Here is a 15,191-nt window from a genome sequence, read left to right as displayed (position 1 = left end):
TGACTGGCGTGAGCCCGGTTGAGGAAGAAGGGGCTGCCGCCCATGATCGACAGCGGTCGGCAACAACAACGGAGACATCGTCATGCCCCAGCATTCCTTCACGCGCCGCCGATGGCTTGCACTGCTTGGCGGTGCTGGCCTCGCGGCCACCCAGGCGACGGGCGCCCTCGCGGCGACGGAGCCCTTCCCATCGCGCCCGCTCAAGCTCGTGGTGCCCTTTCCGCCGGGCAGCGGCACGGACATCGCGGCGCGGCACTTCGCGCGCCTGCTCGGGGAGATGTCGGGCCAGCCCGCCATCGTGGAGAACAAGCCGGGCGGCAATGGCTTCATCGCCGTGCAGATGGTGCTGAATGCGCCGGCCGATGGGCACACGGTGCTGCTCGGCAGCAACTCGACCCTGGCGACCAATGCCGCGGCCTTTCGCAAGCTGCCCTACGACCCGCTGGTCGACCTTGCGCCGATCTCGTTGCTGGTGGGCGCGCCCGTGATGCTGGTGGTGCCGCCGACCTCGCGTTACCGCAGCGTGGCCGATCTGGTGGCCGATGCCAGGCAGCGGCCCGGTGCGCTCAACTATGGCTCGGGCTCGATCTCGTACACGCTGTATGCGGAGTGGATGGACCAGCTTGCCGGCATCAAGGCCACGCCCATCAACTACAAGGGCTCGGGCGATGCCGGTGCCGCCGTCATGGCGGGCAACGTGGACTTCGCCATCGTCGACGCGAGCAGCACGGTCGAGCTCGTCAAGTCGGGCCGTGTGCGCGGGCTGATGCTCGCGGCGCCCCAGCGCTCGCCCCTGATGCCCGACGTGCCCAGCGCGCCCGAGGCCGGCCTGGCCGCCTTCGACGCCTTCACCTGGGTGGGCGCGGCCGTGGCCGCCAGGACGCCACCCGAGGCGACGCGGCGGCTCGCCGAACTGTTCACCCAGGCCGGGCGCAGCGACGAGACCCGCAAGTTCTACGAAGGCCAGCTAGTGAACATGCGGCTTTCCACGCCCGAGGACATGCGCCGCTACCAGGTCGAGGAGATCGCGCGCTGGAAGTCGCTGGTCAAGCTCACCGGCCTGGAACTGCAATAGGCCGGCCGTCATGCACCGATCCCCCGAATGCCATCACGGCGGCCCATTGCGCCGCATGGAGTCGAAGCGACATGAATGACGAGCTGTACCGCGGCATCTACACCCTGCCCAAGATCGAGCGTGTGGTCTTTGGCCGGCCGGCGGCCGAGGTGGTCGCGGCAGAGGCCGAGCGCCTGGGCGCTAAGCGCGTCTTCGTGCTGACCGCCGCGCTGTTGGCCGAACAGACGGACGTGCCCGCGCGCCTGGCCGTCGCACTGGGCGCGCGCCATGCGGCCACCTGGAGCGGCATCGCCGCCCATACCCCGCGCGACGACGTCATCGCCGCGGTGGAGGCCGCCCGGCGCGCCGAAGCCGACCTCCTGGTGGCGCTGGGTGGCGGCTCCGTCATCGACGCGGCCAAGGTGGTGGCGACCTGCCTGGCCAACGACGTCCGCACCGTGGACGACATGGACGCCCTGCGCAAGTCGCCCTCGCAGTCCATGACCGCGGCTGGCGCTGGCGTGCGCGCGCCGCAGTTGCCGCTGCTGGCGGTGCCCACCACCCTGGCGGGTGCCGAGTTCACGGCCTATGCCGGCGTCACGCATCCGCGGACGCGTCTGAAGGAGGTGTTTACCCATCCGCAGCAAGTGCCGCGCGTCGTCGTGCTCGATCCGTCGGTGACGCTGCCCACGCCGCAGGCGCTGTGGCTGTCGACCGGCGTCCGGGCGCTCGACCATGCCGTGGAGGACATCTGCTCCATCGACGCGCAGCCCTATTCGCAGGGCACGGCGCTGCAGGCCATCCGCCTGTTGACCCGCGCGTTGCCGGCCACCCATCACGACGCCGCCAATCTGCGCGCGCGGCTCGATGCGCAGGTGGCGGGCTGGCTCTCTACCGTGGGCTCGCAGGCCGGCGTCAACAAGGGCGCGAGCCATGGCATCGGCCACGCCCTGGGCGGCACGGGCGGCGTGCCGCACGGGCTCACGTCCTGCGTCCTCATGCCGCATGTGATGCGCTTCAACGAACCGGTGGTGCGCGAGCAGCACGCGATGATCAGTGAAGCCATGGGGCAGCCCGGCGTGCCTGCCTGGCAGGCGGTGGCGGCACTGATCGAAGGGCTGGGCCTGCCGCGCACGCTGCGCGAGGTGGGCCTGGACGACGACGAGGCCATCGAGGCCGTGGCGCAGGCCGCCATGCTCGACCCATGGATCCGCACCAATCCTCGGCCGATCGAGGGGGTGGAGACGGTGCGCATGCTGCTGGAAGCAGCGCGGGGGTAGGCCTGCCACGGCCCGACAGGGAGCGCAGTCAGCGGCGCGTGCCGGGCGCAGCGGCGGCGCGGGCCGTCACCGCCACGATCAGCCCGACCATGACGACCACCAGGCCCGCCGCTTCCGAGGCCGTCGGCACGTGCCCGAGCACGGGCCAGGCCATCAGCGCGGCCAGCCCTGGCGCCAGCGCAGGAAAGACGGCGGCGCGGCCCGGGCCCAGGAGCGACACCATCTTGGCGTAGGTGAAGAGGGTGCCCGCCCCAGCGAGGACGCCCTGCACCAGCACCTCGGTCCAGAAGACCTGCGACGCGACGCCCATCAGCCGTGCCGAGCCCACCCACCAGAAGTAGGCCGGCACATAGGTCGCGAGCGCCGACAGCGACACCACAGCCGTGGCCAACAGCGGATCGAGCCGGTGCCGGCGCAGCAGGATGCCGAAGGCCGCCCACAGGCTGCCCGCGGCCACGAACATCGCATCGCCCAGTGCCGCACGTGCGCTGAGGCTGGCGGCGTCCAGGCCGGACACCAGCACCAGGCCCACCAGCACCACGGCGATGCCGGCCACCTTGCGTCGGCCAAGGGCTTCGCCCAGCACCAGCGCGCCCAGCGCCATTCCCATCACGCTCATGGCCGTGAAGGGAAAGACCGCCGCATGGCTGACGGGCGCGAACTGCAGCGCCCCGAACATCAGCAGCCCGAAGGGCGTGCCGGCCAGCAGCGCGACCGCCGCCCATACCTGCCAGCGCTGGGTGAACTGGGTGGCGTCCCGGCGCCAGGCGCCGATCAGCACGGGCAGCATCAGCACACCGGCCACGCCGAAGCGCAGCACGGTGAGGTCGGGCGACTGCAGACCGCGGGCGATGCCCCAGCGGGCGAACACGGTGTAGAGCGCGCCGATGCCGGCGGCCAGCAGGCCCACCGCGATGCCGGCCACCAGTCGGGTCGGCGCGCCCGCGGCGGGCATCGGAAGAACAGGGCTGACGGCATTCATGGCGGGGCTCCTGGCGAAGTCTTGCGGCCAATGCCGCTCAGTCCGCAAGTGCCGGCGCGGCCGGAAAGTCCACCGGCACTTGCGTCGTGGCATGCAGGTAGTTGGTGACCGTCTTGTCGCCGATCGCGACGATGACATCGATCAGGTTCTCCTGCGTCCAGCCGGCGTCCAGGAAGTGCTGTACGCGGGCCGGGTCGGCATGGCCGCGCTCGATGGCGATGGCCTTCACCAGCTGTGCAAGCGCGTCCAGCCGGGCGTCGAAAGTCGCGCGACCGCGCCGGACTTCCAGGATCTGCTCGGGCGTGAAGCCCACCATGCCGCCGATGAGGGTGTGGGCCGCCAGGCAGTAGTCGCAGCGGTTGACCTGGCTGACGACCAGGTTGACCACCTCGCGAGCCTTGTCGGTGATGCTGCTGGGCGCGTTCTGAAAGGCCAGGTAGCTGCCCAGCGCGTGGTCGGACAAGGCCAGGGTGGCATACAGGTTGGGCACCTTGCCCAGGCGCTTGTGCAGCGTGTCGAACAGTGCCTGGTTGGGCCCAGAGACTTGATCGCGGGTGGGAACGGTGATGAGGGTCATGATGGGTCGGGCGGTGGGTGGAAGGGCGTCGTGAAGCGCGACGGACGAACTGTGATTGATGCCGTGCCTCCGCACTAGACAGGCTGCGGCACTAAGATCCAGTCCCCTCCAGAATGAATGGGAAATCGTCGTGGACCGACTTGCCGCCATGCAGACCTTCATCCGCGTCGTCGAGACGGGCAGCTTTTCGGCGGTGGCGCGCGAGCTGCAGGCCACGCAGAGCGCCGTGAGCAAGCAGGTGGCCGCGCTGGAGCGCAGCCTGGGCGCGCGGCTGCTGAGCCGCACCACGCGTTCATTGGCGCTGACCGAGGACGGCGAGCGCTACTTCGAGCAGGTACGTCGCCTGGTGGCCGAGATCGCCGAGGCCGAAGGCAGCCTGCGGAAGGGCGAGCAGCAACTCAGCGGCTGGCTGCGCGTGGCGGCCTCGGTGGGCTTCGGGCGCCTGAAACTGCTGCCGCTGGTCAACAGCTTCCTGGCTGCCAATCCGGCCGTGAAGATCGACCTGCGCCTCAACGATGGCTTCGTCGACCTGGTCGAGCAGGGCATCGACGTGGCGGTGCGCATCGGCGAACTGGCCGACAGCAGCCTGGTGGCCCGGCGCATCGGCACCAGCCGGCGCGCGCTGGTGGCCAGCCGCCAGTACCTGCGCTCGCTGCCCAGGGCGCTGCGCCAGCCGCGCGTGCCGGAAGACCTGCTGCAGCTCAACTGCATCGTCTACACGGAACTGGCCACGCAGAACGCCTGGACCTTCCATGCCGGGCCGGGCGCGCCGGTGCCGGCCGGCACGGCCGTGACCATCCGCGCCCAGGGCAGTCTTCAGACCAACAGCAGCGAGGTCATCCGGGCAGCGGTCCTGTCAGGCATGGGCGTCGGCTTCTCACCGACCTGGCTGTTCGAGGACGAGATGGCGCGCGGCGACCTGCAAGTGCTGCTGCTCGACTGGCCTGCGCCCGAGATCCCCGTGCATCTGGTCAGCCCGAGCCAGCGGCGGCAGTCGGCCAAGGTGAAGGCGTTTGCGGAGCATCTGGTGGCGGGTGGGGTGTGAGCGCTGCTGGCTCATCGGTACCAGTTGCCACGCACCCAGGCCCATCCACCGGCCTCCGGCCGCCAGACCCAGTGGCCCGGCACCCACACATGCTGTGGTGAGGGCGGCACGCCAATCTGTTCGATGATGACCGGCGGCATGGGTGGCACCGGCTGGCGCACCCATTGGCCGTGCTGCCAGAGCCAGTCGTTGCCGGCCCAGCGCCAGTGGCCCGGCACCCAGTTGAAGCCCGGGCCGGGCGGATTGCCGCGGTCCTCATGCACGGGCGCGGGCATGGCGCGCACGACCACATGCGGTGCGGGTGGCGGCGGTGGTGGCCGAACGATCACGGGCCGCTCTTCAACGACGGGAGTGACGCAGGCGCTGAGGCCTGCTGCCATGGCGGCCAGTGCAAGGCCGCCTGCAAGGGCGCGGCGCGCGGCCTGGGGGAATCGGTCGGTGAACGTCATGGCGGGGCTGTGTTTCTTCTTCGAGTCACCTTTGGAGGAGGAAGGAGCAGCATCGTCAGGGTGGGCTTGCACGGGCCTGACCGAGCGGGCCCATGAGGCCGGCACTTTGTATCGATCTCCATCCATGTAACCGTTGCACGGATGGCCCCGCCGCGCGGTGCTAGGTACCGGAGCGTGGCTTGACCCGGTACATCGACGTGTCGCTGCGGTGAAGAAGGGATGCGTTGGTGTCCCCGCTCATGGCCTCCGCAAGACCGATGCTCACCGACACACGCAGCCCCGCGGCAATCGACTCCCAGTCGAAGGATGTGATGGCAGAACGAACGCGCTCGCACACCTGCGCCGCACTGCCCGCCGTGGCGTTGGCGAACACGATGACGAACTCGTCGCCCGCCCAGCGCGCCGGCAGGTCGCGTTTGCGCAGCTGCGACGACATGATGCCGGCCACCGTCTTCAGGACACGGTCACCCACCTCGTGGGTGAAGCGGTCGTTGATCGACTTGAACTGGTCGATGTCGAGCAGCGCCACGGCCAGGGGCTGCCCGGCGGATGCGTGCAGCCGCAGCTCCTCATCCAGGACCTGCTCCAGATGTCGCCGATTGGCGATGCCCGTCAGTGCATCCTCCAGCGACCAGCGCTCGAACTGCCTGGACGCCACCAGCGCCTGCTGCAGGTGACGCTCGCTCTGCCTGGCACCGAGGCGCCAGGACACCAGCGCCTCCCGGTGGCTCAGGCTGTCCGCGACGACCCGTTGTTCGCGTTGCCGAAGGATTCGGTTCTCGCGCAACGCGTCTTCATGGCGACCCTGCAGTTCGAACACCTGGATCAGCAGCAGATGGGCACGGCAGGCCAACTGTTCGTGCTCGACGCTCAGGGCGAGATCGCGCATCCTTTCCAGTTCGAGCTGCGTGGCTGCCCAGTCCTGCCGTGCCCAGGCCATTTCGGCGGCACACCACCGTACGAAGGCATCGAGCCAGGTGACCGTCGTGCCCAGTGCACGGCGGGCTGCCTCGAACTCGGTCTGGGCCAGACCCGCGTCGCCTTGCCATGTGGCCAGCAGCGCGCACGAGGCCGGAGAAATCACGGCGCGGAAGGCCTGCAGCCCCGGCAGCAGCGCGAAGCCAATGCCGGCGCGCTCCAGCTCCCGGCACTCCGCCACCAGGCTTGCCAGACGCGCCAGGCTGCGCATCGCGCCGGTGTGGAAGCGTTCATCGATCAGGCGAGAGGCCTCGACCCACACCTGATTGATGCGCGGCTGAAAGACGCTGACCGCCGGTTCGCAGCGCCGCGCCGTCTCGACGGCAAGTTCCAGTGCCGCATCGCCCCGCTTGTGGTCGCCGCCCCAGGAGTAGGCCAGCCCCAGGGAGTTCAACGCGAGCACCGCGGGCGGCTGCGGTTGCTTGGTCTTGCACAGCTGCACGCTCAGCAAGGCGGCCTCGACCGCCTCGTCGTTGCGACCGAGCAGCATGCAGACATGCGCGAGCGTGGTCAGCGCGTTGGCCTCGCCTTGCGCGTCGCCCAGCTGTTCGAAGAGCTGCGCCGCCCTGCGGCTGGTGCCGCTCGCGCGGCGCAGGCGCGAATGGATGCGGTCGCAATGCGCGAGGCAGGCCAGCGCGCGGGCCTCGAGCCGGAGGTTGTCGCCATTGGCCGCGGACAGCGCGGCGGCGGCCAGGTCGTAGGCCTCGTGGACTTGGCCCTGGTCCAGGGCGGCGTACGCCGCCGCCAGGGCGCCGTCGGGGGTGTCGTCGGAGTCGCCGAGGATGATGTGGCGGGTCACGTTGCGCGGTCTTGTTGACGTGGGCCGCTGGCCACGCGGTTAGGCTGGGTCCGGCAGGGCGAGGGCGGCTGATCGGGTGGGAAGTCCGGTGGCAAGGCGTGCACCCTCTGATAACGGTGTGGGCCGTATCGTATCGGGCGGGGTTGCGGATGCCTGCAGGCACTGCCCTGACGTCGATCCGCTTTGCGATGCGCGTGAACATCACCGCGCGGAAGTCCAGCGAGCACTTTGCCCGCAGCCTGCCGTGACTGCAAGGCCAAAGGCAATGTGGTAGCAGGCTGCTTGAAGCGACGCACGAGCGTCTTCGGGGGGCTCGTGGTTGAAGTGTCTGCAGCGCAGGACGGGTCGGTCAGGCGGCAAGGACCCTTTCGCGTGACGGCTTTGGGCCCAGGTGTGCGGCAATCGCTTTAGTCACCGCTGAAAGATGAGCGGGCTTTCGATTCGCCGATCAACCCCGAGCGGCGCCTATGCAGCGGAAGCCGAGCTTCGGGCTATGCTCGCCGCCGGCCGCTGTCGGCCAAGAGCTGCCATTCACGGGATAGGCAAAAACCGGCCAAAAGTGGAACCTCCCAATGCGTCATTCAATCCTGCATGTGATCTTCGCCACGTTTCTTTCAATGTCGGCTCAAGCCTCTGGCGACCAGTATGCAGTTGATCTCGCCGGGCTCCACGGCGAAATCCGGCAGGTAGAGGCCATGAGAGATTTGTGCGCCAAAGACTTCCCTGCTAGTGCTGCAGCAAACAGTATTGCGGTTGAGGATTGGCGTGCGCGTAACGCTGCCGTGCTCGGCGAGATTGAAACCCGCTGGCAAAGGTTACTTGAACAGAAGGCCGGGGGCAGCGTCAGTCGGCGTGAGGCGCTAGATGCTTGGTCTAAAGAGCTCTACGAAAGCACCAAGAAAGATTTCTACATCCAATTGAGAAGGGGTGGCGAAGACGTGTATCGAGCCCGGTGTGAAGGTTTCCCTCGTTACCTGCAGACGGCCCAACGCATGCAACTTGGAGTCGCGTTTTCTGACACCCTTCGCCGTATTCGTCAAGCGCCAAAGTGAAGTTAGCTGTGTGGCACACGAGCGTCTGCATTCTGGCGGCGCGAATGTCTCTGATGGGCCCTAAGCTGTCTTTCGCGAATCCCCGGAGCGGCCATTCAGCACCTTCGGAATGGACATCACTTCGCTGACAGAACAGCTACTCGAGTTCCTTACCGAGCAGCAGAAACCGGGCCATCGCAGCCCAGGTGCATTGCTCCGACTCGGGCGCACCCTCGAACGCGGAGAGCCCAGCGTAGATGAATGAGGAGATATCAGCATTTTTCCAACCTAATGCGCCATCCACGTAGTACGTTGCAGAGTCTTCGGCTTCCAGAGCAGCGGCCCGTTCACGCTCCTTGGCGAGCGCGCGTGCGAAGACGATGAATGATGACTTGTCTTTAACCTCTGCAAAAAGCGTGTCTATGGACTTCGCGCGGAATTCAATACGAGCAATAGCGGCCTGCGCATCCGAAGCCAGCACCGACTCGCGGCTGGAGAGCAAGGGCTGCACAAACATGATTTCAGTCGGCAGTCCAGTGCAGGCCAAAGCTTGAACCGCGCTCCGGACAAGCAACAAATCATCTGAAGCCAGCCAGCGAATGGCCTCACGGCGGACAAGAGCAGATATGCCAGGCGTAACCTCTTCTTCGCCTTCAATCCATTGCTCGTAGTAATCCAGTCCGGTTGGAGCAGGCTCAAGGAAACGGCTGTAATGCTCTATCAGTCGCCGTGCTTTGTCTTCCGACGGAGGATTCATTGGACCTGTTAGTAAGGGAAGCCGAATGGCTGCTATTGACCGATTGCTGGAGTAGCTTAGAAAGGTTTAACGTTCAGGTGGGAAAGCATCTCATCAAGCTCCGCGTCCGTATGCCCGGTGCCATGCCCTGCCAAGTCCCAGTGCCAAATCGCCTGTACATCAGACGTCATGACGTCGGCATACAGGTCCACCGCAAGCCAGGCCAAGCTTGTCTTGTTGAGCCCGAACTGAAGGGCCACGGCTCGAAGCGCACTGGCTAGCCCTTCACGAGCAAGCTGCTCACGAACCAACGCACGCATTTCCTGGGTCGCCTCAAACACTTTGGCCTCCTTCAGGGTACTCCTTGAAGTTCCCCTTCTGTTCGGATTCTGCCCATGAAGCCGAAGGTCCGGTAGTGGCCGACAGTAGCCCTTGGTCGATGGGGCGAGAGGGCCAATAGGACATGCGGCACTCGTGAAAGCATACCTTTGAACCCTGATGTTTCTATTGCGCTTTGACCGAAGCTTTCGCGGCGGATTCGTAGCGGTCAATCGCAAGGCTGAGAGCGAGCGCACGGCGGAACGGCGCGGATCGCAGTTAAAGAGTTTTCGCCGTCGATGCGCTCCGCTTGAAACTTGACGGATGCCCCCTCGCGCAACCCTGCCAAGATTGCGGGATCTCGGACGCGAAAACGCAGAGTAGTGAATGGCAGATTCGCACTGGGCACTACCTTCAAACGTACGTAGGTCCGCGTTCCACCATCTTCCTGCGCCACCGAGCTAAAGGTAGCACGCGTCTCGACCGGCTCGACCACGAGAGCCATTGGAGCCGCCGACGTTGCCGATTCGCCTGCATGTTCCAGGGTCGCAGCCACCACTTGCTGCAGGAGGTGTCGTTGCGCACGACCGACGCTTCCATCGTCGTACTCTCCAGCGGTCATCACGACCACCAAGTCCAGGGAAGGAACGATGAACAGGCGTTGGCCGCCGTTGCCGAACGCCGCATGCCAGCGAACCTCCTTGCCGCGGACGAACACATTCCCGGACCACCAGTGGTGGCCGAACTCCTCGCCGTCCGGAGCGCAAGGAGAAAGCAGCGTCTGAACCCAAGCCTGTGGAACAACCTGCCTACCCTCCCACTCGCCCCCTTGGAGCATGAGTCGGCCGAACCGCGCGAGGTCCCGCGGGCGCAACCGCAGTCCCGTGAATGCCCGAGTGCGGCCATGCAAGTCACCTACCCACTCCCATTCAGTGATACCAAGCGGCGTGAACAGCCATCGATCCGCATAGTCTTTCAAACTGGAGCCGGTTTGCTCCTCCAGCAGCTGTCCCAGCACTGCGGAAAGTCCGCCGTTGTAGTTGAACAGCGCTCCGGGAGATGCCGCGAGCGGCCTATTGAACACGTATCGCGCGCGATCACCCCGCCAGAGAAGACCTCTCTCATCATTCGTCCAGCGGCTATAGCCGCCGGCTTCATCCCACGCCAAGCCACTGCGCATGCAAAGCATGTCTGCCACAGTGATGCGTTCGCGCCCGCCACTGCGCAGATCGTTGAGACCAGGCAAGAGATCAAGGACGGGGGTGGTGAGGGGAGGAGCGACGCGACCGCTCTCGGTAATGCCCCAAAGCGTCGCCACTACCGATTTAGTGATTGAACGGACGTCGTGGAGCTGGTCCTTGTCGAACTTGGTCCGACTCGCCCCGACGGCATAGGTAGATCGGTCTGGCCCGGATCGATAGGCGTCGACTACCAGCTTGCCGTGACGCTCGACCACGAGGCTGTGCCGATTGCGGGGGCTTCCGACGAACGTCCGCATCGCATCACAAAGCAGGTCGGGGTCGAATCCGCCATGAAGCGGACTTTGCTCAATACTCCAACCGTCTTGGCCTGATTGTGGCGCGCCACAGGACTCTGGCGCGGGCGCAGCCGATCCTGCAGAAGCGCAGCAGACGCTGAAGAACATGGCGAGGACGATCCGTCTCATGCGCAGGTCTCTCTACTCCAGCTGGGACCGGGCGAGTCCGCCGAACTTGTCTTCTGTCTACCAGGATTCGGCCGTTGCGAAGTTTGAACGTCTGCTTCTACCTGAATATTTCCCAATTGCGCGACCGACCGGTCGTGACCGACTGTAGCCTCTGGACGAAGTCGAGATAAGGGCCCGAAGCTTAGTGCCGGGCCTTGCCCAAAGCAGACATCGAACCTAAGCGTACAAGTGCCGGAAGAACACGCGCAGGGCAGCTTTCGACCGCGCTCCATCCGCCTGGTCATCGGGTCGAGGCGGCAGTTCGCAGGCGGCGTCGTACAGGTCTGCGAGGTGTTCGCTGCATCGCCGAACCGTCAGGGCGTCGTCGCCCCCAACGTAGGTGGCGCGCAAGTCAAACCGAGCAAACTCTTCGGCTTCTCGGAAGACGTACCCCAACTGCTGTGTTCGGAACTCCGCCTCAATGGCGGCGAAGGTCGCTTCTCTATCCACTATTTCCATCTGGTGCGTCCGATCTTGGCCGAGGCCCGTCGATTAGAGCGCGAACCACGATGGGCTACCTATTCTGAGCGGAGGGAATATCGAAGACATCGCCGTTTGTGGGTGTCGCAGACTCATGGTAGATGTCGTACAGGTACTGGGACAGCTCGGCGGGGGCCAAATCGGACGGGATCGAGAGGCCTGCTGGCCTTCGCTTGCCCTCGTTTCCCACCAAGTATGCAGTCCAGGCTTCCCCCACCCGCTCGACGGCAATAATTCGACCGAACACATTGAAGCGGCAGAGCATGGATTCGTTCCCTTCAAGCTGGCCAGCGGACACGGGCAACTTTTGGCCCGATTGTGATCCTCGAAGCAGCGGGTGGCACCTAAGAGAGATGCTGCGCTCCGCGCTGCAGCGCCGAAGCAACAGCAGGGATGCCCCTCCAGGGGGCACATACCGTCGTCGACCAAAGTGCTTTCAAAGCTCGGTTTGCTCCGATATTTCGAGCGCGTCATCTACATCGATGCCGAGATACCGCACGGTTGATTCGAGCTTGGAATGGCCGAGTAGAAGTTGCACGGCGCGGAGATTCTTGGTCCTGCGGTAGATGAGCGTCGCCTTGGTGCGACGTATGGAGTGCGTTCCGTAGTCTGCTGGATCAAGGCCGAGCCGTTCGACCCAATGATGCAGTATTCGGGCGTACTGGCGGGTGCCAAGATGAGGGGATCGGTGCAGCCGACTGGGGAACAGGAAGTCTTCGGATCTCAGGCACCTCGCCTTGATCCAGGACTGAAGTGCCTCGCGCGTGGCGGCCGTCATCTCAAACTGCACAGGACGCCGCGTTTTCTGCTGCATGACAACGGCACGCGAAGCGACTTGGTCGCCGTGGCAGACGTCGCGGACTTTGAGTGCGACGAGGTCACATCCGCGCAGCTTGCTGTCGATCCCGAGGTTGAGCAGCGCGAGTTCTCGTGTTCGATTCTCCATCTGAAGGCGTACGCGCAGCGCCCAAATATCTTTGGGCTTGAGCGGTGCCTTCTGACCGACGATCTTGCCCTTGTTCCAGGGTTCGCGGTTAACAACGGGGGCAGCGGCTTCCATGATGGTCTCCCATCGAGTGGATGGGTCATGAAGATGCTCCTTCCTGATGCTGCTGTCCACGAGTGACCATGTGGGCTGCATATGGTCTTGCAAGTGGCCAGCGTCCGTTCTTGATCGAAGCCGTCCTTCGTGGCTGGGCAGGCGAGCGACAGCAATCAGTCTGAAGCCGCCTTTCAACCACCACAATCAAAGCTTCCGGACAGTCCAACACGCTGTGCCCAGCGCCTACTTCTCCCTTCAGCTGATCGTCGCTGCGCATTACGCGGCCGCGGCAGGTGTGCCCTTCGAGGTCGCGGTCGTCCGCTGCACCAACCTCCGCCGCCGCCTGCATCTCTGGGGCCCAAGCGGCGCTGAACAATGGGCCAGCTATCTGGCCGAGTTGGGCCAGGTCCGCCATGACCCAGAGGCGCTGTTGTCGACCACACTCAGGTTCCATGAAGTGCGCCCTCCGCTTGCTCCCGCGCCAACGTTCGGATGCTTCTCATACGACAGCCCCAACGCCGCAGGCGTGCTGCGTATCCACTTCATGCCGCCGGAAGGCCTCGACGCCAGTCCGCTCGCCGCCGCAGCCGTCGATGCGCGCCGCCATGAACTGCGCGCGATGTTCCAGCACATCCGCAGCGCCCATCCTGAAGCACGGTCGGTCATGGGCGTCTCCTGGCTCTACAACCTCCAGGCCTATACGCGCTTGTTCCCACAGGCCTTCGTCAAATCCATCCAGCCCGTCAGCGGTCCGCTGCACCTGAACGGCAGCTCCACCTGGGGCCAGGTGCTCGACTGGCGCCAGCAGGTGAAGCCAGCCGCGCGTGACGAACTGCTGCGCCGGCTGGTCGACATGGACATCACCGCGCCCTGGCGCGTGTTTCCCTTGCAGGCCCAGGTGGCGACGTGCGGCGTGCAGCTGTTCCATGACGCCTTCACCTGAAGGTTGAGCGTGACCGGCTCCGTTTCCGCAGTCCCCGCTGCGCTGTTAAGCTGGCCCTCGTGACCGCCCCGCGCATCGCCTCCATCATCATTCGCCCCATTCCGGGGTGGGTGGGTTAGCGCGCGGCCCAGGTCGCCATCCGCAACCCGCCCGGTGAGGCGGGTTTTTTCTTTCTGTCTCCCGGGCCCTCGTCACAGGAGATCGAAATGAACCCGCCGCAAGTCCCGCCCCCCTCCGCGCCCCTTACTTCCGCCGCCACGCTGCACTTGGTCTGCGGCAAGATCGGCTCGGGCAAGTCGACGCTGACGCAGCGCCTGGCCTCTGCCCCCAACACCGTGCGCATCAGCGAGGACGATTGGCTGTCGCGGCTCTATCCGAACGATATCCACGTGCTCGCCGACTATGTGCGCTACGCGGGCCGCCTGCGCGACGCCATGAGCGGTCACATCGAATCGCTGCTGCGCAATGGCGTGTCGGTGGTGCTCGACTTTCCCGCCAACACGGTCGCCACCCGGGCCTGGGCGCGCGGCTTGTATGAGCGGGCAGGCGCCGCCCATGCCCTGCACCTGCTGGACGTGCCCGACGAGGTCTGCAAGGCCCGTCTTCGCGCCCGCAATGCGGCCGGGGACCACCCTTTCGAAACGAGCGACGCCGAGTTCGAGCAGATCTCCCGACATTTCGTACCGCCGACGGCGGACGAAGGCTTCAACGTGATCCGCCACGGCTGAGCGCCGCGGCGCATCCAGCCGCTTTTGCGTGCGGGGCCGAGCGGCCCGCGTGCCCGAGAGCTTCAGCCCGCCCGCGCGCCCAGCACTTCCGGATTGACGATGTTGCGCGGCTCCCCCCGAGCAAAGGCCACGATGTTGTCGAAGGCCGTGCCGAAGTAGTGCTCGTAGTTGTCGCGCTCCACGTACCCGATGTGCGGGGTGCACAGCGCATTGGGCAGGTCGAGCAGCGGATGGCCGCCTTGCAGCGGCTCCAGGTCCTGGTCGAAGACGTCCACCGCGGCAAAGCCCGGCCGCCCGGCGCGCAGGGCTTCGACCAGGGCGCCGTCCTCGATCAGCTCGGAGCGGCTGGTGTTGACCAGCACGGCGCCGGGCTTCATGCGGGCCAGGTCGGCGCGGGTGACGAGGCCCTGCGTCTGCGGCACCAGGCGCACATGCAGGCAGACGGCATCGCTTTCGGCAAAGAAGGCCTCGCGCGAGGGCGCCACGTCGAAACCGTCTGCCCGCGCCGCGGCGGTAGATGCTTCGCGGCCCCACACCCACACCTGCATGCCGAAGGCGCGGCCATAGCGGGCCACCTGGCTGCCGATGCGGCCATAGCTCCAGATGCCCAGCCACTGGCCAAAAAGCTGCTGGCCCAGGTGGCCCTGCCACTGGCCGGCGCGCAGGCGGTTGGCTTCGTCGACCAGATGCCGCCGGCTGGCCAGCAGCAGGGCCCAGGTCAGCTCGGCCGTCGCCGCACCCGAGCCGCGGCCGTCGGCCACGGCCACGCCGTGCGCGGTGCAGGCGGCCAGGTCCACATGGCCGGCCACCTTGCCGGTCTGGCTGATCAGCTTCAGCCGCGGCAGCCGCGACAGCAGCTCGGGGCCGACTCGGGTGCGCTCGCGCGTGAGCACCACGGCGTCGAAGTCCTGAAGGCGCTCGGCCAGCGCGGCCGGGTCGTGCAGGGTGTCGTGGAAGACGGTGACTTCGTGCCCGGCGAGCTTGCCGAAGCAGTCCAGCCCGCGCACGCAGTCCTGGTAGTCGTCGGGAATCGCGATGCGCATG

16 protein-coding genes are annotated in these 15,191 nt (G+C 66.1%); 6 read left to right on the top strand and 10 right to left on the bottom strand.

The features are described from left to right. The first annotated feature begins 82 nt into the window (after positions 1-82). The gene (locus tag DFR41_RS25440; protein WP_114804799.1) at positions 83-1,075 is read left to right on the top strand and encodes a Bug family tripartite tricarboxylate transporter substrate binding protein; all 993 of its coding nucleotides are present in this window, start codon (positions 83-85) and stop codon (positions 1,073-1,075) included. 71 nt (positions 1,076-1,146) lie between these two features. Further along, positions 1,147-2,334 carry an iron-containing alcohol dehydrogenase gene (locus DFR41_RS25435; protein WP_114804798.1) on the top strand — a complete coding sequence of 396 codons (1,188 nt, stop codon included), beginning with the start codon at positions 1,147-1,149 and terminating at the stop codon, positions 2,332-2,334. A gap of 28 nt (positions 2,335-2,362) precedes the next feature. On the opposite strand, the gene DFR41_RS25430 is transcribed toward DFR41_RS25435, so the two are convergent. Continuing rightward, positions 2,363-3,316, bottom strand: coding sequence for a DMT family transporter (locus DFR41_RS25430; protein WP_170159469.1), 954 nt, complete (start codon positions 3,314-3,316; stop codon positions 2,363-2,365). A gap of 37 nt (positions 3,317-3,353) precedes the next feature. Further along, positions 3,354-3,893 carry a carboxymuconolactone decarboxylase family protein gene (locus tag DFR41_RS25425; protein ID WP_114804796.1) on the bottom strand — a complete coding sequence of 180 codons (540 nt, stop codon included), beginning with the start codon at positions 3,891-3,893 and terminating at the stop codon, positions 3,354-3,356. Between the two features lie 130 nt (positions 3,894-4,023). Between DFR41_RS25425 and DFR41_RS25420 the strand changes: the two genes are divergently transcribed. After that, positions 4,024-4,938, top strand: coding sequence for a LysR family transcriptional regulator (locus tag DFR41_RS25420; RefSeq protein ID WP_114804795.1), 915 nt, complete (start codon positions 4,024-4,026; stop codon positions 4,936-4,938). A gap of 11 nt (positions 4,939-4,949) precedes the next feature. Here the strand turns inward: DFR41_RS25420 and DFR41_RS25415 are convergent, their stop codons facing one another. Next, entirely contained in the window at positions 4,950-5,387 is a 438-nt protein-coding gene (locus DFR41_RS25415) for a hypothetical protein (protein ID WP_244917877.1), read from the bottom strand. A gap of 160 nt (positions 5,388-5,547) precedes the next feature. Then, positions 5,548-7,164: a GGDEF domain-containing protein gene (locus DFR41_RS25410; protein WP_114804794.1), complete on the bottom strand. Its 1,617-nt coding sequence runs from the start codon at positions 7,162-7,164 to the stop codon at positions 5,548-5,550. A 572-nt stretch (positions 7,165-7,736) separates the two neighbouring features. On the opposite strand from DFR41_RS25410, the gene DFR41_RS27570 reads away from it, so the two are divergent. Further along, complete coding sequence (locus DFR41_RS27570; protein WP_147284435.1) at positions 7,737-8,216, top strand: hypothetical protein; 480 nt, start codon at positions 7,737-7,739, stop codon at positions 8,214-8,216. A gap of 136 nt (positions 8,217-8,352) precedes the next feature. On the opposite strand, the gene DFR41_RS27565 is transcribed toward DFR41_RS27570, so the two are convergent. The 5 genes from DFR41_RS27565 to DFR41_RS25380 all read right to left on the bottom strand — a co-directional run bounded on the left by DFR41_RS27565 (position 8,353) and on the right by DFR41_RS25380 (position 12,494). Beyond that, on the bottom strand, positions 8,353-8,952 hold the full coding sequence (locus DFR41_RS27565; protein WP_147284434.1) for a hypothetical protein: 600 nt from the start codon (positions 8,950-8,952) through the stop codon (positions 8,353-8,355). 56 nt (positions 8,953-9,008) lie between these two features. Continuing rightward, positions 9,009-9,272 (bottom strand): hypothetical protein, encoded by a 264-nt coding sequence (locus tag DFR41_RS25400; RefSeq protein ID WP_114804792.1) that lies wholly within the window; start codon positions 9,270-9,272, stop codon positions 9,009-9,011. 206 nt (positions 9,273-9,478) lie between these two features. Next, the gene (locus tag DFR41_RS25395) at positions 9,479-10,915 is read right to left on the bottom strand and encodes a serine hydrolase (RefSeq protein WP_114804791.1); all 1,437 of its coding nucleotides are present in this window, start codon (positions 10,913-10,915) and stop codon (positions 9,479-9,481) included. Between the two features lie 553 nt (positions 10,916-11,468). Then, positions 11,469-11,699 (bottom strand): DUF7661 family protein, encoded by a 231-nt coding sequence (locus tag DFR41_RS28135; RefSeq protein WP_114804789.1) that lies wholly within the window; start codon positions 11,697-11,699, stop codon positions 11,469-11,471. 171 nt (positions 11,700-11,870) lie between these two features. Beyond that, the gene (locus tag DFR41_RS25380) at positions 11,871-12,494 is read right to left on the bottom strand and encodes a tyrosine-type recombinase/integrase (RefSeq protein WP_114804860.1); all 624 of its coding nucleotides are present in this window, start codon (positions 12,492-12,494) and stop codon (positions 11,871-11,873) included. 214 nt (positions 12,495-12,708) lie between these two features. Between DFR41_RS25380 and DFR41_RS25375 the strand changes: the two genes are divergently transcribed. Together DFR41_RS25375 and DFR41_RS25370 are read left to right on the top strand one after the other, a co-directional pair. After that, on the top strand, positions 12,709-13,419 hold the full coding sequence (locus DFR41_RS25375) for a hypothetical protein (protein ID WP_114804788.1): 711 nt from the start codon (positions 12,709-12,711) through the stop codon (positions 13,417-13,419). 206 nt (positions 13,420-13,625) lie between these two features. Then, the gene (locus DFR41_RS25370) at positions 13,626-14,147 is read left to right on the top strand and encodes a P-loop nucleotide/nucleoside kinase family protein (protein WP_114804787.1); all 522 of its coding nucleotides are present in this window, start codon (positions 13,626-13,628) and stop codon (positions 14,145-14,147) included. Positions 14,148-14,209: 62 nt separating this feature from the next. Here the strand turns inward: DFR41_RS25370 and DFR41_RS25365 are convergent, their stop codons facing one another. Next, a complete protein-coding gene (locus DFR41_RS25365; RefSeq protein WP_114804786.1) occupies positions 14,210-15,190 on the bottom strand; it encodes a D-2-hydroxyacid dehydrogenase family protein in 981 nt (326 codons plus the stop codon). Position 15,191 lies beyond the last annotated feature (1 nt).

This window comes from Pseudacidovorax intermedius, assembly GCF_003350475.1.
Lineage (GTDB): Bacteria > Pseudomonadota > Gammaproteobacteria > Burkholderiales > Burkholderiaceae_C > Xenophilus > Xenophilus intermedius.
This window is presented reverse-complemented; position numbering and strand designations above follow the sequence as displayed.